This is a genomic window from Sphingomonas sp. FG14 (assembly GCF_057809675.1).
Map to the genome: position 1 here is coordinate 784,435 of NZ_JBMDKK010000001.1, position 24,233 is coordinate 808,667.

Genomic DNA, 24,233 nt, shown 5'->3' on the forward strand with positions numbered 1-24,233 from the left:
ATGCAAGTGATCCTGCTCGAACGCGTCGAAAAGCTCGGTCAGATCGGTGACGTCGTCACCGTCAAGGACGGCTTCGCACGCAATTTCCTCCTCCCCCGCAAGAAGGCGCTTCGCGCCAACGAAGCGAATCGCAAGGTCTTCGAAGCCAATCGCGAGCGCATCGTGGCTGATAACGCCGAGCGCCGCACCGATGCGGAGACCGCGTCGAAGGCCATCGACGGCAAGAGCGTCACGCTCATCCGTCAGGCATCGAACACCGGCCAGCTCTATGGTTCGGTTTCGGTCCGCGACATCGTCGATGCGTTGGAAGCCGACGGCGCCAAGGTCAGCAAGTCGATGGTCGTCCTCGACAAGCCCATCAAATCGATCGGCGTCGAGACCGTGAAGATCGCGCTGCACCCCGAGGTGTCGGTGACCGTCAAGGTCAACGTCGCGCGGTCGCCCGAAGAGGCCGAACTGCAGGCGCAGGGCGTCGACGTCATGGCGGCGATGTTCGAAAAGGACGAATCGGGCTTCACCGAAGAGTTCGATCCGAACGCCGAGCCGGGCGAAATCGCCACGGTCGCCGAGGAGCAGGCGGAAGCCTGATTTCCGGCAAGACGGACAGAGCAAGAGCCGCCTGATCACCCGATCGGGCGGCTTTTTCTTTGCCTGAGGTGGATTTTCCCGCCGTTCGGAAAAGTCAGTAAAGCTGAGCGAGCGCCTGTCGCGCGGCGCCGTCCTGGCGCATCGCGCGTGCACCGGGCCCCAGCGCGTTCCAGGCGCGGGCGAGCCGGACTATCGCGGTTTCGAGCAAATCCTCGGGCAACGCGAAAGGCAGCCTAACGAAGCGTTCGAACGATCCGTCGACACCGAAGCGCGGCCCTGCCCCGATTCTGACACCATGAAGTTCAGACGTCGCCGCCAGCGCGGTGCTCGCCGGCACCGGCAGTTCGGCCCAAAGCGACAAACCGCCGGGGGGCAGCGCGACCGTCCAGTCCGGCAGATGCGTATCAACCAGCGCGGCCAGTGCCGCCCGCTGTGCACGAACCGCCGTTCGGCGACGATCGAGGTCCCCGCCATCGTCAGCCAACAGCATCGTCGCGGCAAGTTGCTCCAGAACCGGCGTGCCGAGATCGAGCGCGGCACGCACGCGCGCGGCGCCTTCAATCAGTCGCGGTTCCGCGCGCATCCAACCCACCCTGAGGCCACCCCAGAAGCTCTTTCCGGTCGATCCCAGCGTCACAACGCGCCCGGCGCGGTCATGCGCCGCGAGCGAAGCCGGCGGCGGCCCGTCGATCCAGAGGTCGACCATGGTCTCGTCCGCGACGATGGTGGTGCGCGTCCGCTCCGCCAGATCGGAGATGCGCGCGCGGGTTTCCTCATCCATGCATCGCCCGGTCGGATTATGGAAATCGGGCAGGAGATAGGCGAGCCGAGGTCCGGTCTGCCGGAAAGCCGCCTCGATCGCCTCCACGTCCCAGCCCCGGCCGGGCAGTCCCACCGGCACCGCGCGGCAAGACGCCTGATGAATGGCATCGATGGCGTGGGGATAGGTCGGATGATCGACGACGACGCGATCGCCCGGCCCGACCAGCAGGCGCAGCAACAGACCGAAACCGTGGAGCGCGCCATGCGTCACCAGGATCTGCTCGGGCACGGTCGGGCAGCCGCGCCGCGTATAGCGCTCAGCGATCACCGCTCTCAATTCGTCGAGGCCGACGCGCTCATAACCATGCCCCGGCAAATGGCGTGGCAGGCTGGCGAGTGCACTGCGGTAGGCGTGATGAACAGTCTCGGTCGCGGGCAGCGCCGCGACTGCCAGATCAACGATCCCCGGCTCCACCTCGCCGGTTTCCGCCGGCGGGCGATCCGCGCGGCGATCCGGCAGGCTCGTGCGACTGCCCGATCCCTGCCGACTGTCGAGATATCCTTCTTCGCGCAACTGCGCGAACGCTGCCGTCACAGTCGTCCGGCTGACATCCAGCGCCGCGGCAAGATCGCGTTCGCCCGGAATACGGACCCCGATGGGCAATCGGCCATCCAAAATCAGCAATCGGACGCCATCGGCAAGCTGACGGTAAGCGGCGCCCCCCGCCTGGCCGCGCCATAACCCGAGCTGGCGAACCAGCGATGCCGTACCGATGCTGCGTATCATCAGGCCAGCATGAAGAAAGTGGCTATTTAAAACAAGGCCAATCTGGCGGAAGAGGCGCCCATCATGAAACGTCGCCTGATCCAGCTCTATGCCGGCCTCCTTCTCTATGGCCTTGCCTCCGCGCTGATGTTGCGGTCCAATCTCGGCCTCGATCCCTGGGGCGTGTTCCATCAGGGCGTGGCGAAGCATACCGGACTGAGTTTCGGAACCGTCGTGCTGATCGTCGGCGTGATCGTCATGCTGCTCTGGATCCCGATGCGGCAGCGGCCGGGCCTGGGCACCATCAGCAACATGCTGCTGATCGGCATCGCCAGCGATGCGGCGCTGGCGCTGATCGGCTCGCCTGTGGGGATGCCGGCGCGCATCGCCATGCTGGTGTCCGGCATCGTGCTGTGCGGTCTTGCCAGCGCCGCCTATATCGGCGCAGGCTTCGGGCCCGGGCCACGCGACGGGCTGATGACCGGGCTGGTCGCGCGCACAGGTCTGTCGGTCCGGCTCATTCGCACCACGATCGAACTGTGCGTGCTTGCCGGCGGCTGGCTGCTCGGCGGCACCGTCGGGCTCGGCACCGTGCTTTTCGCTTTCGGCATCGGCTCGCTGGTGCAGTTCTTTCTCACGATGATGGATCAACGTCCCGCGCCGCTGCGGCCGCGCCTGACCTGAGCCAAGGAGCATATGCCATGACCCGGTCCTTCCAACTCGTCGACGTGTTCGGCGCAGAGCGCTTCAAGGGCAATCCGGTGGCGGTGATCGCCTCCGGAGACGGCCTCTCGACCGAAGAGATGCAGCAGATCACACGCTGGCTCAACCTGTCGGAAACGACGTTCCTACTGCCGCCCTCTTCGCCGGACGCGGACTATCGGGTGCGGATCTTCACGCTCGACCGCGAACTGCCCTTCGCCGGACACCCGACGCTTGGAACCTGCCATGCCTGGCTTCAGGCAGGCGGTATCGCCAGGGGTGAAAAGATCATCCAGCAATGCGAGGCCGGGTTGATCCCAATCCGTCGCACCGACAACGGGCTGGCATTCGCCGCGCCGCCGCTGCTCCGGTCCGGGCCGGTAAACGAAGCCGATATCGAACGCGCCGCCGCCATATTGGGGATCGAGCGAGCGGCGGTGATCGACGCCAATTGGGTAGACAATGGCCCCGGCTGGCTTGGCATCATGCTGCAATCCGCGGACGAGGTGCTGGCGCTGCGCCCGGCACGATCGTGGCCCGAGCGGGCGGATATCGGCATTGTCGGCCCCCACCCCGCCGGCAACCCCGTCGACTGGGAAGTTCGCGCAATCTTCAGCGATCAGTTCGGTGGCCTGATCGAGGATCCGATCACCGGCAGCCTGAACGCGTCGCTTGCGCAATGGCTGATCGGCTCGGGCCGTGCCGGCCCACGCTATCGCGCCGCGCAAGGCACGGCGATCGGCCGCAGCGGGCGGATCTTCGTCGAATGTGACGATGTCGGTGAGATCTGGATCGCGGGCAATACCGAGACTCTGTTCACCGGTACAGCCGGCTTCTAGTAGCCCATCAGGCTGAGCACTTCCTTCCGGCTGCGCTCGTCATCACGGAAGCACCCCATAACCCGGCTGGTCGTCATCGCGACACCGGGGGTACGGACGCCACGCGCCGTCATGCAGGCATGGCTCGCCTCGATCACCACGGCGACGCCCTGGGGATGGAGATGCTCCCAGATGCAGTCGGCGACTTCGGCGGTCAGCCGTTCCTGGACCTGGAGGCGGCGGGCGAAGCCGTGCAGGACACGCGCAAGCTTGGAGATGCCGACCACACGATCATTGGGCAGATAGGCGATCGACGCCTTGCCGATGATCGGCGCCATATGATGCTCGCAATGCGACTGGAACGGAATGTCCTTGAGCAGCACCACTTCGTCATAACCGCCCACTTCCTCAAAGGTGCGAGAGAGGTGGAGCGAGGGATCCTCGCCATAGCCCTGGCAATATTCCTTCCAGGCGCGCGCGACGCGCTGAGGCGTATCGAGCAGCCCTTCGCGCTGCGGATCGTCGCCCGCCCAGCGGATCAGCGTGCGGACGGCCTCCTGAACATGATCGGGCACCGGCAGTTTTGCCGGCGGGGAAACCATGTCGCCATCTTCCGGCGAAGCCGAGTCCGTCACATTCCACTCCTTTGCGTCCAGGCGATACGTGCCAGCGCGGGATAGACGCTCCGTCGCGGTACGCAAGAGGGCTGCCGGAAAAGCAACGCTTTACGCTACGGCAGGCGGGCGCGATCCAGTATCCGCAAAGACCAGCCAAGTCATGGAAGCGACGCAGGATTCATCACGAAATCGCCGGTTGACGCGAAAGTAAGTTGCGCGCAACATTTCCCCTAGATCCCGCAACATAGCGGGACGACCTTAGACGGGTCATCGGTCTTCATCGGACCATCGGAAGAGGGGATACATCATGAAGAAGCTCGATCTGCTTGCTGCGTCGGCAATTGCGCTGGCGCTCGCGACGCCGGCTGCCGCCCAGGTCGCGACACCGGAAGATGAAGCCACCGACGCGATCCCCGATATCGTCGTCACCGCGCAACGCCAGAGCGAGCGGCTGCAGGACGTGCCGATCGCGGTTTCCGCCTTCTCCGCCGACGCGCTCGAGAAACAACAGATCGAGAATGCGTCGGACCTTCAGCTCAGCTTGCCCAACGTCACCTTCACCAAGACCAATTTCACGGCGTCGAGCTTCACCATCCGCGGCATCGGCGACCTGTGCGTCGGCGCGAGCTGCGATTCGGCGACGGGCATCCATGTCAACGACATGCCACTCCTCTCCACCCGTCTCTTCGAAACCGAATATTTCGACCTCGAACGCGTCGAAGTGCTGCGCGGGCCGCAGGGCACCTTGTTCGGCCGCAACGCGACATCGGGCGTCGTCAATTTCATCACCGCCAAGCCCGACCTCACCGCCTTCGGTGCATCAGGCAGCTTCGAATATGGCAATTACGAGAGCTACAAGGTCAACGGCATGATCAACGTGCCGCTTGGCGAAACGCTCGGCGTTCGCGTCGCCGGCTATTATCTCAATCGTGATGGCTATACGAAGAACCTCTTCACCGGAAACCGCATCGACGGGCGCGACCTTTACGCGCTGCGCGGCACGATCCGCTGGGAACCCTCGTCTTCGACGACCCTGGACCTGATCGGCTATTATTTCCACGAGAAGGACGACCGCTCACGCATCCAGAAGCAGCTCTGCCATCGCGACCCGACCGGCATCCTGGGCTGTTCGCCGGACAAGCTCGCCTATGAGACGACGAACGGCAATTCGACGCTCGCCGCGCTGCTGAGTTCGAACGAATTCCTGGGGGTGGCGTCTGCGTCGACCGGCGGTGCGCTCGCGCGCTTCGGACTCGGCAGTATCTACGGGACCGACCCCTTCTCCAACGCAGTGGTGCCGGCAGGCGTGCGCACGGTCAATATCGACTATGAGCCCACATATTTCGCGGAAGAATACCACATCATGGGCCGGCTGCAGCAGCAGCTCGGCGAGCAGCTCAGCCTCACGATGACGGGCGGCTACACCCACAACAAGGTGGATTCGACCAGCGATTACAATCTCGCGATCGAGAATTCGCTCGCCAACAATCCTGGCTTGGTCCAGCTCAATACGCTCGGCCGCACAGGCATCGGCTCGCCCTTCGCCTTTCTCGATCCCGTGCGCCGCGCGCTTATTCCCAACGGCGCCGCGGGTGGCGTCTGCCAGTCGCTGGGTGATACAAACGGCGTCGGCGTCTATGGCGGCAATTCGATCGGCTGCTTCCCGACCAGCCTGGATTTCGACCGATCGAAGCTCACCAATCGCCAATTCTCGGTCGAAGCCCATGTCGACAGCAATTTCGACGGCATGTTCAACTTCCTGCTGGGCGGCATCTATGTCGACAGCAAGACGAGCAACAACAGCTATATGGTGAACGCCTTCGGGCTCGATTACGCGGCGGGCATCCTCGGTGCGGCGAACACCGGCGGTGCCGCCTATTTCGGCTCGCCCTTCTATCATAGCGACACCGCGCAGACCCGGCTCAAATCCTACGGCATCTTCGGCGAAGGCTATTTCGACTTCACCGACAAGCTGAAGCTGACGATCGGCGTCCGCTACAATCACGACGAGAAATATGCGCGCGCGCGCACGACGCTGCTCCAGGATTCCAACGGGCAGTTCGCCGCCGTGCCTTTCGGATCGGACAATCTGACCGATGCGCTCAACTACGCCGCGCTCGACTACGACGCCAATACGCCGGGCATACAGAGCTATGCGGAAGACAATGTCACCTTCGGCCGCCTGACCGGTCGCGCCGTTCTCGATTACAAGATCACCGACGACAATATGGTCTATTTCTCCTATTCGCGCGGCTACAAGTCGGGCGGCATCAATCCGCCGCTCTCGCCGATCTTCGCGGTGCCGAGCACGTTCGGCCCCGAAACGGTGGACGCGTTCGAAATCGGATCGAAGAACAGCTTCCTAAACGGAACGCTGCGCCTCAACCTCACCGGTTTCTATTACAAGTACAAGAATCTGCAGCTCAGCCGCATCGTCGCGCGCACATCGGTCAACGACAATGTCAGCGCGAACATCTACGGCGTCGAGGCGGAAGCCATCATCAGCCCGGTCCGCGCCATCTTGGTCAACCTGAGCGCGAGCTATCTCCACACCAAGGTAGCCGACGACAAGTTCCTCTCCAATCCGCGCGATCCCTCCGGCGGGCGTTCGGACGCGGTGATCATCAAGGATCTGCAGAACGCATCGAACTGCGCGGTCATCCCGACCACGGCGGGCAATGTCGTCGGCGTCAACACCTATGTCGCGGCGGTCAACAGCGGCATTGGCCTACGCGCGCCCGTGCCCGTGCCGGGCACGAACACCACCGGCGCCTATTCGATCTGCAGCGCGCTGGCGGCGACCGCCGCCAACCCGCCGGCCGCGCTCCGCGCGCTCTTCGCGACCCCGACCGGCGCCCTGCCGTTCTCTGTCCTGGGCAGCGGGGTTGAGGTCAATATCAAGGGCAACCAGTTGCCGCAGGCGCCAATGTACAAATTCTCCGCCGGCTTCCAGTATCGGGCGGAATTCCAGAACGGCATGTCGCTCGTTCCGCGCGCGGACCTCACCTACACCGGCGAATCCTATGCGAGCATCTTCGGTGGCAATATCAACCGGATGAAGGGTTATGCGATCATCAACGCCCAGATCCAGCTCAATGGTCGCGACGACCGCTGGTTCCTGCGCGGTTTCGTGTCCAACCTGACGAAGAACAACGCGATCACCGGCGAATATGTAACCGATCAGTCATCGGGCCTGTTCACGAACATCTTCACGCTGGAACCGCGCCGCTATGGCCTGGCCGCCGGCTTCAAATTCTGATCGATGCATCTGGATGCCTCCGGCCTTTCGGCTGGGGGCATTCGCCATCGTGCTGGGGTGAAAAGGTGGGGGCCGGCGTTGTTCGGACACCGACCCCGGGGAGCAACGCCCCGTCTTAATCGACGCTGGATGAACCTCGCCTGTCGATAGGAGGCGAGGTCGATGGAACCGACAATTATTTCGGGGCAACCGTCATGGGTCACGCCTCCATATCGCGTCCGACGATCCGGATCGAACCGTCGGGTTCGAGGTCTTCAAGCTCGACTTTCATCGCCGCCGTCCATTCGATCAGATCGCGATGCTCAGCGATCAGACCCGCTTCGTCTTGCGGCCCCGTGCCGGCGCGGAAAAGCGCATATAATGCCTCGGCCGTCACGAGCACTCGTAACGGGCCGAACGCGCTCTCCACGTCCAGATGTTGGTCCGCGAACTTCATTGCCATCTCCAACCGCCTCAAATACGCGAGGTGCTCGGCCCCCTGTTGTCGGCGGCATCGGCTTCGACCGAGATTTCGCACTGTTCAACCGGTCGAACGACACTCCGCCCCGGGGCTGCGATAGATGCATGCAGGTTCATGTGAGTGTGACGGCATGGCCAGCCGGAAGCCGCAAAGTTCAACAGCCCTTAACCACATTCATCCCCGGCAGCCCTGCGTTTTTGAAGATCCACGGAGCATATCGCGCCTGGATTCGGGCAGTGATTCTTTGGACCGAGTCATGGGGATTTGGTGCGCCCGACGGGATTCGAACCCATGGCCCCCAGATTAGGAAGCTTAATCGAGCCTTACGAAATTAGCCGTTTTTTGGCTCTGTGTTCCAATGGTGTTCCAACTAGGCGAAAAACTCCGCCTGTGCGGCGGCGACGAGAGCCGCATCGCCTGACGCATCGGCCATCAGATGCCCGTACGTGTCGAGGGTGATTTGGACCGATGAATGGCCCATCCAGACGGTGAGCCGCTTCAGGTCGATCCTCTGCTTGATCCAAGCACTTGCCGCAGCGTGGCGGAGATCGTGGAAGCCAGCCCCGCTAGCATTTGGCGGAAGGCAATGTTGCGGAGGGACAGGCAGCATGGGCGGATCCGTGATCGCGAACCTTGACCGGCAGATTTCAAGAGCAATCGAGCGAGGCCGGGGTATCCGGCTCTCGCAGGAGCAGCTCGATATTCTGGTCGCTGTCGGCGCGATCGATCGACTGAAGGACGCCGCTGCGGATGATCTGAGGCGAGTCGCTCGCGAACGAGGAGAGCACCGCCGACGCCAAGATGAGCTGTTGGGCTCGGCAAACAAGGCGGATCAGGCCCAAGGGGTGAGAATGGCCGCAGAGCGCCTCCAGGCGGAGTTGCGGGCGGATCGCAGCGGGTTGGATGACTTGCCATCGAATCGCGCAGGGCGGCCAGATAAGGCGTAGGCAGTGCCGGCAGGAAATCGTGGCGGGCACTGAGCTCAAATATACCTACATCGCCAAGGGCAAATATTGGCGCTTTCGGCACCCGGTCACGGGTGATTGCAAGCTGCCGGGCGTGCCGGGCGAGAAAGAGTTCAACCGCAAATACGAGGAACTGTGCGGGAAGGTCGAGGCCAAGCCCGAACCGGCATCCAAGGATTCCTGGGCATGGCTGATCAAGCGCTACCGCAAGAGCGGTGAGTTTCGCAGCCTCGCGGATTCGACGCAGAAGGATTACAGCAACACGCTCGACCTGATCGTTGAATATCTCGGCGCCGAGCCGTTCCGGCTGACGACACGGGCCATGATCAAAGCCGTCCGCGACAAGTTCGCTGACCAGGCGCGCAAGGCGCACAAGATCAAGCAGATGACGAGCCGGCTCTATAGCTGGGCTGACGAGGAGGAATTGGTCCCGGAGGGCTTCAACCCGGCTGCCAAGCTGAAGCGCATCAAGCGCAAGGGCGGCACCCGCGAATATGTCTGCTGGTCCGGCTACGAGTTCGACACGTTCTTCCCGCGCGCCATGCGCTCGATGAAGACCGCCGTGATGCTGGCCCGCTACACCGGCCAGCGGGCCGAGGACATCGTCACGATGACCTGGGCGGATTTTCAGGGCGATATGATCCGGATCCGGCAGAGCAAGACGCGGATCCAACTGGATATTCCGTGCCATCGTGCACTGCGAAGATACATCGACGCGCTCAAGCGTGATCTCGACAGCGAAGGGGTGACAAGTATCCATATCCTGACGAACAGCGCCAGCGCCCCATACAATGCGAACAGCCTGTCCAGCGCGATCGGCCGCGAGGTCCGTAAGATCGCGAAGAAAATGGAGTTCCCAATCGAGCGCTCCGTCCACGGTCTGCGGTATATGGCAGCATCTGACATGAGCGAGGCGGGTTGCAGTGTGGCCGAGATCGAAGCGGTCCTCGGTCATCGTACCTTTAAGATGGCACTGAAGTATGCATCGCAACGCCTGCGGGCAAAGGCTGCCGCAGGCCGGTTAGTGATGACCGAGCCAGACCATCCGTAGCGAGACAGTCAACGTGGCCTTAAATTTGGCGATGCTGATGTTACACTCATGTTCCATGGACGCGCGGGGACTCGCGCGGAAATGGCAGAAAAGCGTGGCACAAAGCGTGACACAACAGGAACACGAGAACGGCGCGAGCGCTGCTCGAGCACAACGCTAACCATAAGAAATCTTTTAAGAAAAACTGGTGCGCCCGACGGGATTCGAACCCATGGCCCCCAGATTAGGAATCTGGTGCTCTATCCTGCTGAGCTACGGACGCGCCGCCATGCTGGTTAGGGGGTTGTGCGCGTGGGGTCAATCAGGCCCCAGTGTCGGATCGGGATCAGTTCTGCGCCTCAGGCGGAATCACCGGAAACGGCAGCGGCGCCACTGGCACACCCTCGTCGATCAGCGCCTTGGCCTGCTCACCGGAAACCTCGCCATGGATCGCTGCCTTGTCGGTCTCGCCCAGGTGCATGGCACGCGCCTTGTCCGCGAAATCGCGGCCCACCCATTCGGACTGTTCGAGCATCGCCGATTGCGCACGTGCGAGCATCGACAGCATCGCTTTCACCTCTGCGGGGGAATTGTCGGGGGAAGCCTGCGCATTGGCGACCATCGGCACGCTCGACACGTCCGGCCGGCTATTGCCCTTGGCCGCGACATTGGGCGCCATCACTGCCTTCTCAATCGTGGCATCGCCGCACATCGGGCAAGATAGCAGTCCACGCTGCTTCTGATCGGCATAATCACCGCTCGATCCGAACCATGCCTCGAACACATGGCCATGGCCGCAGCGCAAATCGAAGACGATCACGTTCCGTTTTCCAATGCCGGTATCACGCGGCGATGACGCAGAACGGGCACACGCGCACGGACATCCTCGATCCGGGTGGGATCGAGATCGGCGAAGCCGACACCCGTGCCCTCGCCCATGTCGAGCAGCACCTCTCCCCACGGGTCGATCACCAGCGAATGACCATAGGTCTCGCGCCCGTCTTCATGCCGGCCCCATTGCGCTGCAGCGATCACGAAGCAGGCGGATTCGACGGCACGGGCACGCAGGAGCAGATGCCAATGGGCCTGGCCGGTCGGTACGGTGAACGCGGCGGGAACAGTCAGGATCGTGGCGCCACCGTCCGAAAGGGTGCGGTACAGCTCCGCGAAACGCAGATCGTAACAAACCGACATGCCGACGCCGCCCCAAGGCGTCCGCGCCAGAGAGGGGCCATCCCCCGGTGCGTAGACCGCCGACTCGCGCCAACTCTCCCCCGTCGCGAGGTCAACGTCGAACAGGTGCATCTTGTCATAGCGCGCGCGGATCGCACCACTATCATCGATCACGAAGCCGCGATTGACCAGTCGTCCGTCTTCGCGCTCTCCGACCAGCGCCAGCGATCCGATATGGACCCAAAGCCCGGCATCCGCCGCAGCCTCTCGCACCGCCGCAAGGACGATATCGTCCGCCTCGCCGCGCAAATGCGCAGCGGCGCGCTGGCGGTCGCGGTCGAGCAGGCCCGACATTTCGGGCGTGAAGAGCATGTCCGCCCCGCCTGCCTTCGCCTCGCGCACGGCAGCGACGATGGTCGCGGCATTGGCGGCGGGATCGATCCCGCTCGTCATCTGCAACAGGGCGGCGCGCATCAGCCGGCCAGCAAGGGATCGAGCCGGCCGGCTGCATCCAGCGCGGCCAGATCGTCGGAGCCGCCGATATGGCGTCCGTCGATGAAGATCTGCGGCACCGTCAGGCTGCCCGGCGCGCGCGCAAGCATTTCCTGGCGCTTCGGGCCTCCCATCGTGATGTCATATTCCTCGAACGCGACGCCCTTGCGATCGAGCAGCGCCTTCGCCCTCACACAATAGCCGCAAAACGCCTTCGTATAGATTTCAACCTTCGCCATGATCCTCAGGTGTGGCGCGCGGACGCGGAAGTCAATATTCCTCCGCCAATACGCGGGCCCAGCACAGCACGATAACACGGCCCGCACCCGCCCGCTTGAGCGCACGGGCACAAGCGTTGGCGGTGGCGCCGCTTGTATGGACATCGTCGACCAGCCAGACCGTGCGCCCCGTGAGCGCCGCTCTGTGTGAAACCGGGATCCGGAACGCGCCACGCACAGTCCTCGCACGTGCTGCCCGCCCCAGCCCGCGCAGCGCGGGCGTCGCCTTCACCCGATCGAGCGCATCGACAATCAATACGGTTCCCGTCCGCCGCGCCAGCGCGCGAGCGATCAGCGCTGACTGGTTATAACCGCGCCGCCAGATTCGCCAGCGATGCAGCGGCACCGGCACAAGCACACCATCCAACTGGCCATCGATATGCCTCGCAAGCTGCGCGGCGATGATCTCCGCCATCGCGGTCCGGCCCGAATATTTGAGCTTCAGAGCAAGGCCTCGCGCGATTTCGCCATAGGCGACCGCGGCCCGCACGCCGTCATGATACGGCGGATCGGCAAGGCAAGCGCCGCATGTCAGCCCGTCATAACCGTCCATCGGGCGACCGCATGCCGTGCAACCGCCATCAGGCAGGAAATCGAGCCGTTGCCAGCAATCGAGACAGAAACGACCGTCCCCCTCCACCACCGCACCACATCCCGGGCAACGCGGTGGCAGCGCGAAATCGCGGATCATGCGGCCAGCCGCAACCACAGGCATCAACAGGGACGTCACGATCCTCTTGTCGCGCCGAGGGCGGCGATGCACAAGCCGCCCATGTCGTCCGCTTCGCCACCCGAGATCTTCGACCGTCGTATCCGCCGCCTCCGCCGCGATCGCGCCGCGCCAGATTTCGCCGATCACGCGTTCCTGCGCGACCATATGGTTGAGGAACTGCTCGATCGCCTCGATGGCGTGAAGCGTGGCTTCTCGCGCGCGCTCGATCTGGGGGCCGCCAACGGCTCGATCGCCGACGCGCTGCGCGCACGCGGCATGCATGTCACCACACTGGACCCCGGTTACCGATTCGCGGCCCAGGCGCATGGCGTTCAGGCCGATGAGGATCGCCTGCCCTTCGCCGACGCCAGTTTCGATCTGGTGGTGAGCGCGGGTGCGCTCGACAGTGTCAACGACCTGCCCGGCGCATTGGCGCTGATACGGCGTGCCCTGCTTCCCGATGGACTGTTCCTCGGCGCGATGCTTGGCGCCGGCAGCCTGCGCACGCTCAAGTCCACCGCCCTGGCCGCGGATATGGCGACAGAAGCCGGCGCCCGTCCGCGCATCCATCCGCAGATCGATGTCCGCGCGGCGGGCGACCTACTTTCTCGCGCGGGGTTTGCGCTGCCCGTCGCGGATTCCTTTGCGCTCGACGTCCGTTATTCCAGCCTGCTTCGCCTCACGACCGATCTTCGCGGCATGGCGGCGACGAACCTGCTGGCCGGCGAACACGCGGGCATTTCACGCGAATGGCTCGCCCATGCCGCCACCGCCTTCGCGGAGAAGGCCGATCCCGACGGCAAGACGCCTGAACATTTCGAGATCATCTGCCTGACCGGCTGGTCTCCGGATCCGGGCCAGCCCGCGCCGGCACGTCGCGGCAGCGCGACCATGTCGCTCGCGGCAGCGTTGGAACCCGGCAGGAAAAAGGACGAAGCCTGACTCTCCGCGCTTATTCCTGCGCACCGAGCACCTTTTCCAGCAATACCACCAGCGGAACATCCGCAGGCGGCATGGCCAAGGTCCGTAGTTCGCCGGACCGAACCCATTGCAGCCCTTCCGCATCCAGCGCAGCCGGCGTCCCTGCCCATTCGCGGCAGATATAGAGCAGAAGCAACAGATGCGCGTCGCCCAGCGGCTCGCTGGCGAAAGCAGCCGCCGACAGCGAATCGGGCGAAACATCGATCCCCAATTCCTCGTGCAGTTCACGCACCAGTGCATGCTCAGGTGTCTCGCCAGCTTCCACCTTGCCACCTGGAAACTCCCATAATCCCGCCATGCTGCGGGTATGCGAGCGCTGCTGGACGAGGATCCGTCCATCGCCGTCGATAAGCGCGGCCGCACTGACCAGGAGCATCTTCATGAACGCGGCCTCCCGGCGCAGGATTTTGTTAACGGGCGATGGGCTATGCTCGTGAAACCAGGGAACAGGAATTGCAACCATGAAGCGAATTCGGGAGAAATTCGCCTCGCTTCGCGCATGTAGGCGCGGCGCTACGGCGATCGAATATGGGTTGATCGTATCACTGATCGCGCTCGGCGCGATGGGTGGCATTCAGGCATTCGGGGGCGGCCTGTCCAACATGTGGAACTATGTTGCGAACGAAGTGCTCCGCGCGTCGTAAAAGCTGAACGTGATTTCCAGCATCGATTTACCTTTTGGAAATGTTCGGCCTGTAAACCTCTGTTGTCGGTTGGGGGAAATCTAACCGTCCGGGAATGAAGCTTTGAACCAGGAGACCACCATGAAGAATTTTCTTAAGCTGATTCGTAACTCCAAGGGTGCGACCGCGATCGAATACGGTCTGATCGCTGCTCTCATCGCCGTTGCCGGCGTTGCCGCGTTCCAGTCGCTGGGTGGCCAGATCGGCTCCACGATGAACAACGCCGCGAGCAAGATGAAGACCACCTGATTTCGGCACCCTCGCCGATCTAATCGGCGGGAAACGGAACAGAGATGGGCGGCAGGTTTCTGCCGCCCATTTTCTTTGTTTGCTCTATATTCTGACGAGCTCGCGCTTACGCCACGTTTATCTGGGTCAGAATTCGCCGATCGTCAGATATTTCTGCCGCCGTGCGCGACGCAGATCGTCGGGGCTCAATGCGGAAAGCACGTCCAGCTCCTCGCCGATCGCATCGCCAAGCGCGGCAATCGCCACCGAAGGGGTGCGATGCGCACCGCCCACCGGCTCCGGCACGATCCGGTCGATGACGCCCAATTGCCTGAGATGCTGCGCGGTCACACGCATCGCATCCGCCGCTTCGCTGGCCTTGTCCGCCGTCCGCCACAGGATCGAGGCGCACCCCTCGGGCGAGATCACCGAATAGACGGCGTGTTCGAACATCAGCACCCGATCCGCAGCCGCCAGCGCCACCGCACCGCCCGACCCGCCTTCTCCGACGACGGCCGCCACCATGGGCACGCCCAGCGCCAGGCATTGCTCGGTCGATCGGGCGATTGCCTCGGCCTGCCCGCGCTCCTCTGCCTGCACACCCGGAAAGGCGCCTGAGGTATCGACCAAGGTCACCACCGGGATGCCGAACTTGTCCGCAAGCTGCATCAGGCGAATCGCCTTGCGATAGCCTTCGGGCTTGCCCATGCCGAAATTGTGCTTGAGCCGGCTCGCGGTATCGTCACCCTTCTCATGGCCGATAACCATCACCCGGCGACCGCCCAGTCGACCAAGCCCGCCCAGGATTGCCTGATCATCGGCAAAGGCGCGGTCACCCGCCAGCGGCATGAAATCCTGAAACAGGCCAGCCACATAATGTTTGAAATGTGGCCTTTCCGGATGGCGCGCCACCTGCGTCTTCTGCCATGGCGACAGCTTCGCATAAGTGTCCACCAGCAGCTTGTCAGCCTTGGCCTGGATGCGTGAAACCTCCGATTCGATATCGACGGTGCCTGTATCCGCTGTGTCGCGAAGATCGGCGATGCGCGATTCGAGCTCGGCGATCGGTTTTTCGAAGTCGAGAAAGCTAACCATGCGTCGGGCGAGTTAGGCCGAGCCGCGGTTCGCGTCAACGCGCACCGATCGATCAGCCAATGGATGGCGGCTGTTGACGAGTTCCACCAGCCGCCGACTATCGACATGTGTGTAGATCTGCGTCGTCGCGATATCGGCATGACCGAGCATTGCCTGGAGCGCGCGAAGGTCGGCGCCCCCTTCCAGCAGATGCGTCGCAAAGGCGTGGCGCAGAACGTGCGGGCTGATTCGCTCGGGCGGAATGCCCGCTCGCAAACCAAGTTCGCGAACGATCTGATACAGGCGGACACGGCTGAGATGGCTTTTGCCCGACGGGAAAAGCCAGGCAGACTCCGACGGCGCGAAGGCAGCCCAAGCCGCTACCGCTTGCCGCGCGCGGTCCGAGATCGGCACCAGCCTTTCACGCCCTCCCTTGCCGCGGAGGATCAGGAAAGGGCGATCCGGCGCGATGGCGCGACGCGGCAGCGAGACCAGTTCGGTCGCCCGCAGGCCCGACCCGTAGAGAAGCTCGATCAGGGCGGCCAGCCGATAATCCTGCGCGTTCGCGTCAGCCCGCGCCAGTCCCCGCTCGATCTCTGCGAAAAGCCGGTCGACATCGCCATGATCCAGTATCTTGGGCAGCGGCCTGATCGCGGCGGGGCGCGGCAAGGCGGCGGACGGATCGTCAGACCGCAACCCTTCGTCCTGCAGAAATGCGAAAAAGCGGCGAAGCGCCGCCGATTTACGCGCGGCCGTCGCGCGCGCCAGCGGCGCCCATTCGGCCGCCAACCGGCCTAAAGTCGCCGCATCCGCAGCCCCCAGCATACCGCCGAGCACAGAGGACGCGCCGCGCAGATCGGTGCCATAGGCAGCCAGCGTGTTGCGCGCCGCGCCAGCCTCCGCAGCCAGCATCTCGAGGAACCTGTCGATCAGCGCCGAATCCTGTCCGGCCGGCGCGGTCACGAGCGGGTCAGCGCCTCCACCGCGATCATCCGCGCCTCGGGCTCCAGCCCCACGCGACGCAGCGCGGAAACGATATGATAGAGATGGGTCGGCGGCACATAGCGCCAGTCGTTCGTCTGCATGCCGATCGCAGCCAGCAAGACCGTTGTGCCCTTCTGGCCACTGGCCGCCGCGCGATCGAGCAACTGGCTCCAGCGGGTGGGACGATCGAGCGCGAAATCGAGATCGGTAGCCATGCTCCGTGCCTCATCCACGCCAATACGCCCCAGTCCGGCAAGGCCGGCGATCAGGAACTGCCCTTTAAGAGAATCCGCCGACCCGGCATAGCTCCGCGCGCGTGATGCGCTCACCGTAAGGCCGCGCGTGCCAGGCAGGCCCAGCGCGAGCAGCGCCCAGCTTTCGTCCTCCCCGCCCGATTCGACAATACCGGTCCAGCGCGCCGCACGTCGATCCAGCCCGGCGGTGAACATCGCGCGCAGCAACTGGGGAGTGTCGGTCAGATAATCCGCGCTGGGCGAGAAGCGCGCGGCAGCACGTGCCGTCAGGATCAAGCCCGCATAATGATCGTCACGGCTCTCGCCTTCCTCCCAGAGACCACGCATCGCCGCCAGGCGATCGCCCTGATCAGCGGCGGCATAAGCATCGCGCAACCTGAGCGGCGGGGTTCCGGATTGTTCGGACGGGTCGGTGCGATCGAGCACACCGCCATAAAGATCGACCAGCGCCGCGCTGGAGAGCACACCAAGCACCGCCGCGCGGCGACCGGTCGCGATCCGCTCGCCATCCGGAAGCATCGGCGCCCGCGCGCGCCAGCCCATCACCTGAGGGCCGACGGTGCGGAACAAGGCGGCCGGAATATCAACTGCTGTGGCGCTGGCCAGGCCATAGCGCCAAGTGGTCAGTTGATCGACGCCCTGCCATTCGATCGTGATCGAGCGGCGGCCATTGACACCAGCCCCCACAACCTTCTCGGCAAGCAACAGGTCGATCGTATTGCGCCCGGCCAATCGCGTACGGCGCGCCTGCTCGATCGCCGCGCTCGCGGTGCCCGGCTCCCCCGCCATTGCGGCGCACATGGCGCGCGCCAAGATCCATCCAGTCGCGCGGCTGACGGCGGAAGCAGGCTCCACCAGCGGACACAGCCCCGCCGGATCGCCCAGCGCAAGCGACGTCTGCATCGCGACTTCGAACAGTTTTGGGCTATATTGGCTGGCGTCGGGAACCTGCACGAGCAGGCGCGCCGAATCGGCTTCCCCCATGCGCAGCAGCAGCCAGGCGCGTTCCGCGATCCAATCGGGCGCCGAGACACCATGCGGCGTCGGCACGTTCGACAACAGGGTCCGCCGCAGCAGCATCGACGCCCAGCGCGACGGCAAGGGCGCGTCGAGCCGACGCATCAGGTGAGACAGGGTCTGCCCGTCTGTGCCGCCATACGCACCATTGCCCATCCCGCCGTCGATATCGAGCAGAGGCCCGACGCGATCGATCGCGAGCAAGGGTTCGGGCGGCAGGCCCGGCAGCGCGTCTTCTTCAGTCTCGCCTTCGCCTTCCAGCAGTTCGCCCGCCTCAGCACCCGGTGCGGCCGGCTGCCCCGGCAGCGGCTGGATGGTCGGCAACGGTGTAGGCGTCTGGCTAGGCGCGGGCGTTGGCGATGGACGCTGCCCCGGTGGCGGCGCGGGCGGCACGGGGTCGCCGAAGCCGGGCGGCAGCAGCGATTCGGGAGCTTCCTGCCCGATCGCCGGAATCGCGGCGGCCAGCCCCACGCCAGCAAGCGCGGCGCCGATCAGCGCCAGGCGCGAAACCTTATCGCCCAAGCGCTTCATTGGGCACGGACTTCTCGACACGCTTTTGTGGCTGTTCGTGAGCCAGCGTGGAGAGGAAATAGACACCACCCGCCAGCACGACGAGCAGGATGACGAGGTTTCGAATGGCGGGCGACATGCCTGTCCTATGCTGCGCCAGCGCCCGAGCGGCAAGAGCGAAGCGACGCATCGCACCGTTTTGCTCCTTCGATCTGCCTTGTGTATAGCGCGCCGCCATGCCCCGGACCGCTCCTGCCCCCTCCATCAGACCGGACCTGCCGATCGTGCTTATCGGCCTGATGGGCGTTGGCAAATCCACGGTCGGCCGCCGGCTGGCGGCGCGGCTCGGCGTGCCCTTCGTGGATGCGGACAACGAAATCGAGGCCGCAGCCGGGCTTTCGATCTCCGAAATCTTCGAGCGCTATGGCGAACCCTATTTTCGCGATGGTGAACGGCGCGTGATCGCGCGCCTGATCGATGGCCGGCCAAAGGTGATCGCCACCGGCGGCGGCGCCTTCATGCAGGAAGAGACCCGCTCGCTGATCCTGGACCGCGCGATTGCGATCTGGCTCGATGCCGATATCGACGTTCTCGCCGGCCGCGTTTCGCGGCGCGACACCCGCCCCCTTCTTCGCAACAAGGATCCCCGCCAAGTGCTGACCGAACTCGCCGCCGTCCGCAATCCGGTCTATGCGCTGGCGCCTTTCCATGTCCGCAGCCAGACGTCACCGCACGAATTGACGGTCGACGCCATTCTGCGCGCGCTCGCCGAACGGGCCGGGCAATGAATGTGGTTCCCGTCAGCCTCGGCGACCGCAGCTATGAGGTCGCGATCGAAGCCGGCGCCCTCGACAGCGCGGCCGGGCACCTCGCCCCCTGGCTGAAGCGCGGGCGGGCGATCATCATCACCGACGCCAATGTCGCGCATTACCAGCTTCCGCGCCTCGAAGCGTCGCTGGACGGGCTCAAGCGTCATGTCATCACGCTTCCGGCCGGGGAATCGACCAAGAGCTGGGCGCAGCTCGAAGCGCTGACCGATCGGCTGCTCGCGCTCGAAGTCGAACGCGGCGACCATATCATCGCGCTGGGCGGCGGCGTGATCGGCGATCTGGTCGGCTTCGCGGCGGCGATCCTCAAGCGCGGTTGCGGCTTCATCCAGATCCCGACAACCCTGCTCGCCCAGGTCGACAGTTCGGTGGGCGGCAAGACCGCGATCAACACGCGGACGGGCAAGAACCTGATCGGCGCCTTTCACCAGCCAAGCTTCGTGCTGATCGACCCCGACGTGCTCGATACCCTGCCGCGCCGCGAACTGGGCGCTGGCTATGCCGAGGTCGTGAAATACGGCCTGATCGACGACTTCGGCTTTTTCGAATGGTGCGAAGCCAATGCCGCACGGCTGCTGGCGGGTGATGCCGACGTCCGTGTCCATGCGATCGCCACCAGCGTCGCCGCCAAGGCCGTGATCGTCGGCGACGACGAACGCGAAACAAGCGGACGCCGCGCGCTGCTCAACCTGGGCCATACATTCGGCCATGCGCTGGAAGCGGAAACCGGCTTTTCCGATAGGCTCCTTCATGGCGAAGGCGTGGCGGCGGGCATGGCGCTCGCTTTCCGCTATTCGGCGCGGCGCGGCCTGTGCGCATCGCAGGACGCCGAACGCGTCGCCACACATCTGCGCGCCATCGACCTTCCCGATGGGCTGGCGGCCGCAGGCATCGCCGCAAGCGGTGAAACCTTGGTCGCGCATATGCTTCACGACAAGAAGATGTCGGCCGGCACGCTCGCCTTCATTCTTGCTCGCGCGATCGGCGACTCATTCGTAGACAAGAGCGTCGAACTCGCGGATGTCGCAGCGTTCCTGAATGAAGAAGCGCGTGCGCCCAGATAACTGCATAAAATGGACAGACCGCGCGGCCAGCGCACAGCGCCACGCATGACAACCATCTAGATACCGCCCCCATCGAATGTTTTCGGGGGGCATGTGACGGGAACGATTGGCATTATCGGCGCCGGCCTGGCAGGGCTCAGCACCGCGAAGATCCTGCGCCAGTTCGGATTCGACGTAATCCTGTTCGAACGTGAGCCGGACATCGGCGGCGTCTGGGCTGCGTCGCGCCGCTACCCCGGCCTGACCACCCAGAACCCGCGCGAAACCTATGCGTTTTCGGATTTCCCGATGCCGGCCGATTATCCGGAATGGCCGAGCGGCGCGCAAGTCCAGGCCTATCTCGAAACCTATGTCGATCATTTCGGCTTTCGCGACGCGATCCGGCTAGACACAGAGGTTCTTGCCGCTCGACCGACCACGACGGGCTGGAGCATCGAGACCCGGTCCGGCGACGGCCAGAGCGACATCGCCCATGTCGACTATCTGATCGTCTGCAACGGCATTTTCTCGATCCCGGCGATCCCGGATTTCGTGGGCAAGGAAGCCTTCACGGCCGCGGGCGGGCGGATCCTGCACACCAGCCAGTTCACCGACGCGGAGATGGCGCGTGGCCGCCATATGCTCGTGATCGGCTATGGCAAATCCTCGTGCGACGTCGCCAAGGCGAGCCTCGCCTTCACCGCATCGACGACGGTGGTGGCGCGCAGCCTGATCTGGAAGATCCCCAAGAAACTGGCGGGCCGGCTCAACTTCAAGCACCTGTTCCTGAACCGGCTGGGCGAAGGGCTCTTCCGCTATATCCGGGTCAGGGGTTTCGAACGCTTTCTGCATGGCCCGGGCAAGCCGGTCCGAAACGCGATGATGGGCAGTGTGGAGGCGGTGATCGCCCGTCAGCTCCGCCTGCGCCGGATCGGCCTCCATCCCGGGAAACCCCTTGAGACGATCGCGCGCAGCACCGTAAGCCTCGTCACCGATGGCTTTTACGAAGCAATCGGTTCCGGAGCGCTCGGCTTCCGCCGAGGCGTCATCGCGAAGCTCGCTCCCGGTCGGGCGGAGCTCGACACCGGCGAAACGCTGCCCGCGGACCTGATCATCTGCGGCACCGGTTGGCATCAGCGCTGCGATTTCCTGCCATCCGATGTGCTGACCAGGGTGACCGATGGCAACGGCAATTTCCGGCTGTATCGGTCGATGATCCCGACTGGCGTGCCCCGACTGGCGTTCAACGGCTATAATTCGTCATTCTTCAGCCAGTTGAACGCGGAGATCAGCGCGCTCTGGCTCGCCGACCATCTATCGGGCGGAGTCACCCTGCCCCCGGAAGTCGAGCGCGACGCCTATATCGACGAACGCCTCGCCTGGATGGAGGCCCGTACCGACGGCAAGCACAGCAAGGGCACCAACATCATTCCCTTCTCGATCCATCACATGGACGAGTTGCTGCGCGACATCGATCTGCCGCTGCCGCTGGCGACGCGGATAAAGCACTGGTTCGTCGCAATCGACGCCGCTGACTACGCCCCGCTGATCGATCGGCTGCGGCGGCGTTACGACCACGCGGCAGCCCGCCCTCTTCCCACTCAAACAAAGGCGCAACAGCATGGTTGAGCTCGATGGAAAGGTCGCGATCATAACCGGGGGTGCCGCATCGATCGGCGCCGCCATCACCCGCAAGCTGCATGCGCTGGGTGCCTCTGTCGTCATCGCAGCGCGCAGCACCACCAAGGGAAAGGTGATCGCCGCCGAACTGGGCGAGCGCGCATTGTACGTGCCAACCGACATCACCGACGACAATGCCTGCCAGGCGCTCGTCGATGCCGCGATCGCGCGCTTCGGTCAGCTCGACATTCTCGTCAACAATGCCTGTTCTTATGGCGATGAAGGTGCGGCGACGCCCCGCGCGACCTGGCTCGATACGCTGAACGTCAACGCGGTCTCGGCCGCGATCCTCGGCGAGGTCGCGCGGCCTCACCTCGCGCGTGTACGCGGCAACATCGTCAATATCGGGTCGATTTCCGGCCAGATGCCCCATGTCGGCCGCTGGGCCTATCCGGTGGCGAAGGCGGCCATGCGCCATCTGAGCAAAAGCCAAGCGGTCGACTATGCCGCTAACGGCATCCGCGTGAACATGGTTACGCTGGGCCATATCTGGTCCGATCCGTTCGACGGGCTCACCGGCAGTGACCGCGCGCATGCCGATGCCGTTTCCGCCGATCTCAACCTGATCGGCCGCGTCGCCGACGCCGAGGAAGTGGCGAACGTGGTGGCTTTCGTTGCCTCCGATGCCGCATCCTATATGACCGGGGGAGAAATTCCGGTCGATGGCGGCTATGGTGCGCTTGGCCCCGAGCGCCGCATTCCACTGATGCCGCTGCTGAGCGGCGCGCGCTGATGGCAAGGCAGGCGGCATTCGATGTCCTGATCGTCGGCAGCGGCATCAATGCGCTCGTCTGTGGCGCCGCGCTGGCACTGAAAGGCAAACGGGTATGCCTGCTCGAGCGCGAGACGGTCGCCGGGGGATGCATCCGCACTGACGACCTAACCATACCCGGTTTCCGTCACGATACGCTTTCCACGCTCTATCCGCTGTTCGTGACGGCACCGCATTTCCCGATATTCGAACCGCTGCTCGCGGAGGCCGGCACGTATTTCGTCAATAGCGATGCACCCACCGCGGTGCTCATGCCCGACGGCCGTTCGCTGATCTTCCGCCGCGACCGGGCGGCCAATGCGGCGGCGATGGAGGCCCTCTCCCCCGGGGACGGCGCGGCCTATCAACGCGCGATGGCAGCGATCGAAGCCGATGCGCCGCTGATCTTCGGGCTGCTCGGTGGCGAATTGTGGCGGTGGCGGACGCTGGGCCTGCTCTTCGGCGCATGGCGCAGGCATGGGTTGCGCGGTCTCGCTCGCTTCTTTGGAGACGCGATGCGGTCGACGCGTGATTGGCTGGAGGGAGCGTTCACCTCCCCGCTCAGCCGCGCACTGTTCGCACCTTGGGTGCTGCATGTCGGCCTCTCGCCCGAAAGCCCCTTGTCCGCGCTGATGAACAAGCTCGTCCTCTTCTCGCTCGAACAGGCCGGCAGCCCGATGATCGAGGGGGGCAGCAGCCGCATCGTCGACGGCTTTCGCGCGATCATCGAGTCACGCGGCGGCAGCATTCGCACCGGCGCCGAGGTTGCCCGTATCGTGACGCATGACGGCAAGGCGACGGGTGTACGGCTGGCGAACGGAGAAACGATCGAAGCCGCTCAAGCAGTGATGGCTTCGGTGACGCCGAACCAGCTCTACGGCCATCTCCTGAAACAAGAGGACACGCCGCCACAGGCCCGCAGCGATGCCGCCGCCTATCGCCATGGTCGCGGCGAGATGCAGATCCATCTTGCGCTCAGCGAACCGCCACACTGGCCCGATCCTGCGCTGCGCGACGTCGCGATGCTGCACGTCACGCCGGGGCTCGACGGCGTTTCGCGCGCGGTCAATGAAGCGGAACGTGGCCTGCTGCCGGCGGAGGCAACGATCGTCGTCGCGCAACCGGTCGCGATCGATCCCAGCCGCGCGCCCGAAGGTAAATGGATCTTCTGGATCCAGCTCCAGGAATTGCCGCGCGACGGCGCGTTGAAGGGCGACGCGCTCGGTGAGATCGCGATCCCGACGGACGGACGCTGGACGGAGGCGATCCGCGATGCCTATGCCGACCGCATCGTCGCCCGGCTGTGCGCTTTGATCCCGAATCTCGAACGCGCGATCATCGGCCGCCACGTGATCAGCCCCGCCGATCTTGCCCGGCTCAATATCAATCTCGTCGATGGCGACCCCTATGGCGGAGCCTGCGACATCGACCAGTTCATGCTATGGCGCCCGTCACCCGCCGGCCGCAACCACGAAACGCACGTGCGCGAACTCTATCACATCGGTGCCTCGACCCATCCGGGTCCCGGTCTTGGCGGCATGTCCGGCTGGATGGCCGCGGAACATATCCGATGACAGGA

At 64.3% G+C, this 24,233-nt stretch carries 27 protein-coding genes and 1 tRNA gene; 14 read left to right on the plus strand and 14 right to left on the minus strand.

All coding sequences use genetic code 11. The annotated features are described in order from the left end of the window. Complete coding sequence (gene rplI, locus ACODTA_RS03615) at positions 1 to 588, plus strand: 50S ribosomal protein L9 (RefSeq protein WP_489064434.1); 588 nt, start codon at positions 1 to 3, stop codon at positions 586 to 588. A 94-nt stretch (positions 589 to 682) separates the two neighbouring features. On the opposite strand, the gene yczR is transcribed toward rplI, so the two are convergent. Further along, entirely contained in the window at positions 683 to 2,137 is a 1,455-nt protein-coding gene (gene yczR, locus ACODTA_RS03620; protein WP_489064435.1) for a MocR-like transcription factor YczR, read from the minus strand. 63 nt (positions 2,138 to 2,200) lie between these two features. On the opposite strand from yczR, the gene yczE reads away from it, so the two are divergent. After that, positions 2,201 to 2,800, plus strand: coding sequence for a membrane protein YczE (yczE, locus tag ACODTA_RS03625; protein ID WP_489064436.1), 600 nt, complete (start codon positions 2,201 to 2,203; stop codon positions 2,798 to 2,800). Positions 2,801 to 2,817: 17 nt separating this feature from the next. After that, the gene (locus tag ACODTA_RS03630) at positions 2,818 to 3,657 is read left to right on the plus strand and encodes a PhzF family phenazine biosynthesis protein (RefSeq protein ID WP_489064437.1); all 840 of its coding nucleotides are present in this window, start codon (positions 2,818 to 2,820) and stop codon (positions 3,655 to 3,657) included. On the opposite strand, the gene folE is transcribed toward ACODTA_RS03630, so the two are convergent. Continuing rightward, positions 3,654 to 4,238, minus strand: a complete 585-nt coding sequence (gene folE, locus ACODTA_RS03635) for a GTP cyclohydrolase I FolE (protein WP_222988393.1) — start codon at positions 4,236 to 4,238, stop codon at positions 3,654 to 3,656. The two genes, ACODTA_RS03630 and folE, sit on opposite strands and share 4 nt — an antisense overlap. A gap of 322 nt (positions 4,239 to 4,560) precedes the next feature. Between folE and ACODTA_RS03640 the strand changes: the two genes are divergently transcribed. Next, positions 4,561 to 7,512, plus strand: coding sequence for a TonB-dependent receptor (locus ACODTA_RS03640; RefSeq protein WP_489064438.1), 2,952 nt, complete (start codon positions 4,561 to 4,563; stop codon positions 7,510 to 7,512). Between the two features lie 199 nt (positions 7,513 to 7,711). Here the strand turns inward: ACODTA_RS03640 and ACODTA_RS03645 are convergent, their stop codons facing one another. Beyond that, a complete protein-coding gene (locus tag ACODTA_RS03645) occupies positions 7,712 to 7,948 on the minus strand; it encodes a DUF1488 family protein (protein ID WP_489064439.1) in 237 nt (78 codons plus the stop codon). Positions 7,949 to 8,342: 394 nt separating this feature from the next. Next, a complete protein-coding gene (locus tag ACODTA_RS03650) occupies positions 8,343 to 8,582 on the minus strand; it encodes a tyrosine-type recombinase/integrase (RefSeq protein WP_489064440.1) in 240 nt (79 codons plus the stop codon). On the opposite strand from ACODTA_RS03650, the gene ACODTA_RS03655 reads away from it, so the two are divergent. Together ACODTA_RS03655 and ACODTA_RS03660 are read left to right on the plus strand one after the other, a co-directional pair. Next, a complete protein-coding gene (locus ACODTA_RS03655; protein ID WP_489064441.1) occupies positions 8,581 to 8,919 on the plus strand; it encodes a hypothetical protein in 339 nt (112 codons plus the stop codon). The genes ACODTA_RS03650 and ACODTA_RS03655 overlap by 2 nt on opposite strands. A 19-nt stretch (positions 8,920 to 8,938) precedes the next feature. Then, entirely contained in the window at positions 8,939 to 9,988 is a 1,050-nt protein-coding gene (locus ACODTA_RS03660; RefSeq protein WP_489064442.1) for a tyrosine-type recombinase/integrase, read from the plus strand. Positions 9,989 to 10,173: 185 nt separating this feature from the next. On the opposite strand, the gene ACODTA_RS03665 is transcribed toward ACODTA_RS03660, so the two are convergent. The 5 genes from ACODTA_RS03665 to ACODTA_RS03685 form a co-directional block, all read right to left on the minus strand. Next, a tRNA-Arg gene (locus ACODTA_RS03665) sits at positions 10,174 to 10,250 on the minus strand. Between the two features lie 63 nt (positions 10,251 to 10,313). After that, positions 10,314 to 10,787, minus strand: a complete 474-nt coding sequence (locus tag ACODTA_RS03670; RefSeq protein WP_489064443.1) for a DUF1178 family protein — start codon at positions 10,785 to 10,787, stop codon at positions 10,314 to 10,316. Next, on the minus strand, positions 10,784 to 11,614 hold the full coding sequence (locus ACODTA_RS03675) for a carbon-nitrogen hydrolase family protein (protein WP_489064444.1): 831 nt from the start codon (positions 11,612 to 11,614) through the stop codon (positions 10,784 to 10,786). Before ACODTA_RS03675 ends, ACODTA_RS03670 begins: the two co-directional genes overlap by 4 nt. After that, complete coding sequence (gene grxC / locus ACODTA_RS03680) at positions 11,614 to 11,871, minus strand: glutaredoxin 3 (protein ID WP_489064445.1); 258 nt, start codon at positions 11,869 to 11,871, stop codon at positions 11,614 to 11,616. Before grxC ends, ACODTA_RS03675 begins: the two co-directional genes overlap by 1 nt. A gap of 31 nt (positions 11,872 to 11,902) precedes the next feature. After that, complete coding sequence (locus ACODTA_RS03685) at positions 11,903 to 12,625, minus strand: ComF family protein (RefSeq protein ID WP_489065384.1); 723 nt, start codon at positions 12,623 to 12,625, stop codon at positions 11,903 to 11,905. Between the two features lie 57 nt (positions 12,626 to 12,682). Here ACODTA_RS03685 and ACODTA_RS03690 point away from each other — a divergent pair, with 57 nt between their 5' ends. Further along, entirely contained in the window at positions 12,683 to 13,564 is an 882-nt protein-coding gene (locus ACODTA_RS03690) for a class I SAM-dependent methyltransferase (protein WP_489064446.1), read from the plus strand. Positions 13,565 to 13,574: 10 nt separating this feature from the next. On the opposite strand, the gene ACODTA_RS03695 is transcribed toward ACODTA_RS03690, so the two are convergent. Continuing rightward, positions 13,575 to 13,985, minus strand: a complete 411-nt coding sequence (locus tag ACODTA_RS03695) for a (deoxy)nucleoside triphosphate pyrophosphohydrolase (protein ID WP_489065385.1) — start codon at positions 13,983 to 13,985, stop codon at positions 13,575 to 13,577. 181 nt (positions 13,986 to 14,166) lie between these two features. Here ACODTA_RS03695 and ACODTA_RS03700 point away from each other — a divergent pair, with 181 nt between their 5' ends. After that, on the plus strand, positions 14,167 to 14,247 hold the full coding sequence (locus ACODTA_RS03700; RefSeq protein ID WP_489065386.1) for a hypothetical protein: 81 nt from the start codon (positions 14,167 to 14,169) through the stop codon (positions 14,245 to 14,247). A gap of 120 nt (positions 14,248 to 14,367) precedes the next feature. Then, the gene (locus ACODTA_RS03705) at positions 14,368 to 14,535 is read left to right on the plus strand and encodes a Flp family type IVb pilin (protein ID WP_489064447.1); all 168 of its coding nucleotides are present in this window, start codon (positions 14,368 to 14,370) and stop codon (positions 14,533 to 14,535) included. A gap of 126 nt (positions 14,536 to 14,661) precedes the next feature. Here the strand turns inward: ACODTA_RS03705 and ACODTA_RS03710 are convergent, their stop codons facing one another. The 4 genes from ACODTA_RS03710 to ACODTA_RS03725 are packed head-to-tail and all read right to left on the minus strand — an operon-like array spanning position 14,662 to position 18,591. Further along, positions 14,662 to 15,609, minus strand: a complete 948-nt coding sequence (locus tag ACODTA_RS03710; RefSeq protein WP_489064448.1) for an acetyl-CoA carboxylase carboxyltransferase subunit alpha — start codon at positions 15,607 to 15,609, stop codon at positions 14,662 to 14,664. A 12-nt stretch (positions 15,610 to 15,621) separates the two neighbouring features. Beyond that, entirely contained in the window at positions 15,622 to 16,551 is a 930-nt protein-coding gene (locus ACODTA_RS03715) for a tyrosine-type recombinase/integrase (RefSeq protein ID WP_489064449.1), read from the minus strand. Continuing rightward, entirely contained in the window at positions 16,548 to 18,374 is a 1,827-nt protein-coding gene (locus ACODTA_RS03720) for a hypothetical protein (protein WP_489064450.1), read from the minus strand. Before ACODTA_RS03720 ends, ACODTA_RS03715 begins: the two co-directional genes overlap by 4 nt. Next, positions 18,355 to 18,591: a hypothetical protein gene (locus ACODTA_RS03725; RefSeq protein WP_489064451.1), complete on the minus strand. Its 237-nt coding sequence runs from the start codon at positions 18,589 to 18,591 to the stop codon at positions 18,355 to 18,357. Before ACODTA_RS03725 ends, ACODTA_RS03720 begins: the two co-directional genes overlap by 20 nt. On the opposite strand from ACODTA_RS03725, the gene ACODTA_RS03730 reads away from it, so the two are divergent. From ACODTA_RS03730 to ACODTA_RS03750, 5 genes are all read left to right on the plus strand, one after another. Further along, positions 18,590 to 19,141: a shikimate kinase gene (locus ACODTA_RS03730; RefSeq protein ID WP_489064452.1), complete on the plus strand. Its 552-nt coding sequence runs from the start codon at positions 18,590 to 18,592 to the stop codon at positions 19,139 to 19,141. The two genes, ACODTA_RS03725 and ACODTA_RS03730, sit on opposite strands and share 2 nt — an antisense overlap. Next, complete coding sequence (gene aroB, locus ACODTA_RS03735) at positions 19,138 to 20,244, plus strand: 3-dehydroquinate synthase (RefSeq protein ID WP_489064453.1); 1,107 nt, start codon at positions 19,138 to 19,140, stop codon at positions 20,242 to 20,244. Before ACODTA_RS03730 ends, aroB begins: the two co-directional genes overlap by 4 nt. Positions 20,245 to 20,337: 93 nt before the next feature. Next, positions 20,338 to 21,852 (plus strand): flavin-containing monooxygenase, encoded by a 1,515-nt coding sequence (locus ACODTA_RS03740; protein WP_489064454.1) that lies wholly within the window; start codon positions 20,338 to 20,340, stop codon positions 21,850 to 21,852. Beyond that, positions 21,845 to 22,636, plus strand: coding sequence for an SDR family oxidoreductase (locus ACODTA_RS03745; protein WP_489064455.1), 792 nt, complete (start codon positions 21,845 to 21,847; stop codon positions 22,634 to 22,636). Before ACODTA_RS03740 ends, ACODTA_RS03745 begins: the two co-directional genes overlap by 8 nt. Further along, entirely contained in the window at positions 22,636 to 24,228 is a 1,593-nt protein-coding gene (locus tag ACODTA_RS03750; RefSeq protein ID WP_489064456.1) for a phytoene desaturase family protein, read from the plus strand. Before ACODTA_RS03745 ends, ACODTA_RS03750 begins: the two co-directional genes overlap by 1 nt. Positions 24,229 to 24,233: the final 5 nt, after the last annotated feature.

Coding starts and splice junctions, on each gene's coding strand:
- ACODTA_RS03685 (WP_489065384.1), bottom strand. CDS start 12,625: ATGCCTGTGGTTGCGGCTGGCCGCATGATCCGCGATTTCGCGCTGCCA.
- ACODTA_RS03650 (WP_489064440.1), bottom strand. CDS start 8,582: ATGCTGCCTGTCCCTCCGCAACATTGCCTTCCGCCAAATGCTAGCGGG.
- ACODTA_RS03710 (WP_489064448.1), bottom strand. CDS start 15,609: ATGGTTAGCTTTCTCGACTTCGAAAAACCGATCGCCGAGCTCGAATCG.
- ACODTA_RS03730 (WP_489064452.1), top strand. CDS start 18,590: ATGCCCCGGACCGCTCCTGCCCCCTCCATCAGACCGGACCTGCCGATC.
- ACODTA_RS03705 (WP_489064447.1), top strand. CDS start 14,368: ATGAAGAATTTTCTTAAGCTGATTCGTAACTCCAAGGGTGCGACCGCG.
- yczE (WP_489064436.1), top strand. CDS start 2,201: ATGAAACGTCGCCTGATCCAGCTCTATGCCGGCCTCCTTCTCTATGGC.
- ACODTA_RS03720 (WP_489064450.1), bottom strand. CDS start 18,374: ATGAAGCGCTTGGGCGATAAGGTTTCGCGCCTGGCGCTGATCGGCGCC.
- ACODTA_RS03690 (WP_489064446.1), top strand. CDS start 12,683: ATGTCGTCCGCTTCGCCACCCGAGATCTTCGACCGTCGTATCCGCCGC.
- folE (WP_222988393.1), bottom strand. CDS start 4,238: ATGGTTTCCCCGCCGGCAAAACTGCCGGTGCCCGATCATGTTCAGGAG.
- ACODTA_RS03645 (WP_489064439.1), bottom strand. CDS start 7,948: ATGAAGTTCGCGGACCAACATCTGGACGTGGAGAGCGCGTTCGGCCCG.
- ACODTA_RS03655 (WP_489064441.1), top strand. CDS start 8,581: ATGGGCGGATCCGTGATCGCGAACCTTGACCGGCAGATTTCAAGAGCA.
- ACODTA_RS03630 (WP_489064437.1), top strand. CDS start 2,818: ATGACCCGGTCCTTCCAACTCGTCGACGTGTTCGGCGCAGAGCGCTTC.
- yczR (WP_489064435.1), bottom strand. CDS start 2,137: ATGATACGCAGCATCGGTACGGCATCGCTGGTTCGCCAGCTCGGGTTA.
- rplI (WP_489064434.1), top strand. CDS start 1: ATGCAAGTGATCCTGCTCGAACGCGTCGAAAAGCTCGGTCAGATCGGT.
- ACODTA_RS03675 (WP_489064444.1), bottom strand. CDS start 11,614: ATGCGCGCCGCCCTGTTGCAGATGACGAGCGGGATCGATCCCGCCGCC.
- ACODTA_RS03725 (WP_489064451.1), bottom strand. CDS start 18,591: ATGGCGGCGCGCTATACACAAGGCAGATCGAAGGAGCAAAACGGTGCG.
- aroB (WP_489064453.1), top strand. CDS start 19,138: ATGAATGTGGTTCCCGTCAGCCTCGGCGACCGCAGCTATGAGGTCGCG.
- ACODTA_RS03745 (WP_489064455.1), top strand. CDS start 21,845: ATGGTTGAGCTCGATGGAAAGGTCGCGATCATAACCGGGGGTGCCGCA.
- grxC (WP_489064445.1), bottom strand. CDS start 11,871: ATGGCGAAGGTTGAAATCTATACGAAGGCGTTTTGCGGCTATTGTGTG.
- ACODTA_RS03700 (WP_489065386.1), top strand. CDS start 14,167: ATGGGTGGCATTCAGGCATTCGGGGGCGGCCTGTCCAACATGTGGAAC.
- ACODTA_RS03695 (WP_489065385.1), bottom strand. CDS start 13,985: ATGAAGATGCTCCTGGTCAGTGCGGCCGCGCTTATCGACGGCGATGGA.
- ACODTA_RS03750 (WP_489064456.1), top strand. CDS start 22,636: ATGGCAAGGCAGGCGGCATTCGATGTCCTGATCGTCGGCAGCGGCATC.
- ACODTA_RS03640 (WP_489064438.1), top strand. CDS start 4,561: ATGAAGAAGCTCGATCTGCTTGCTGCGTCGGCAATTGCGCTGGCGCTC.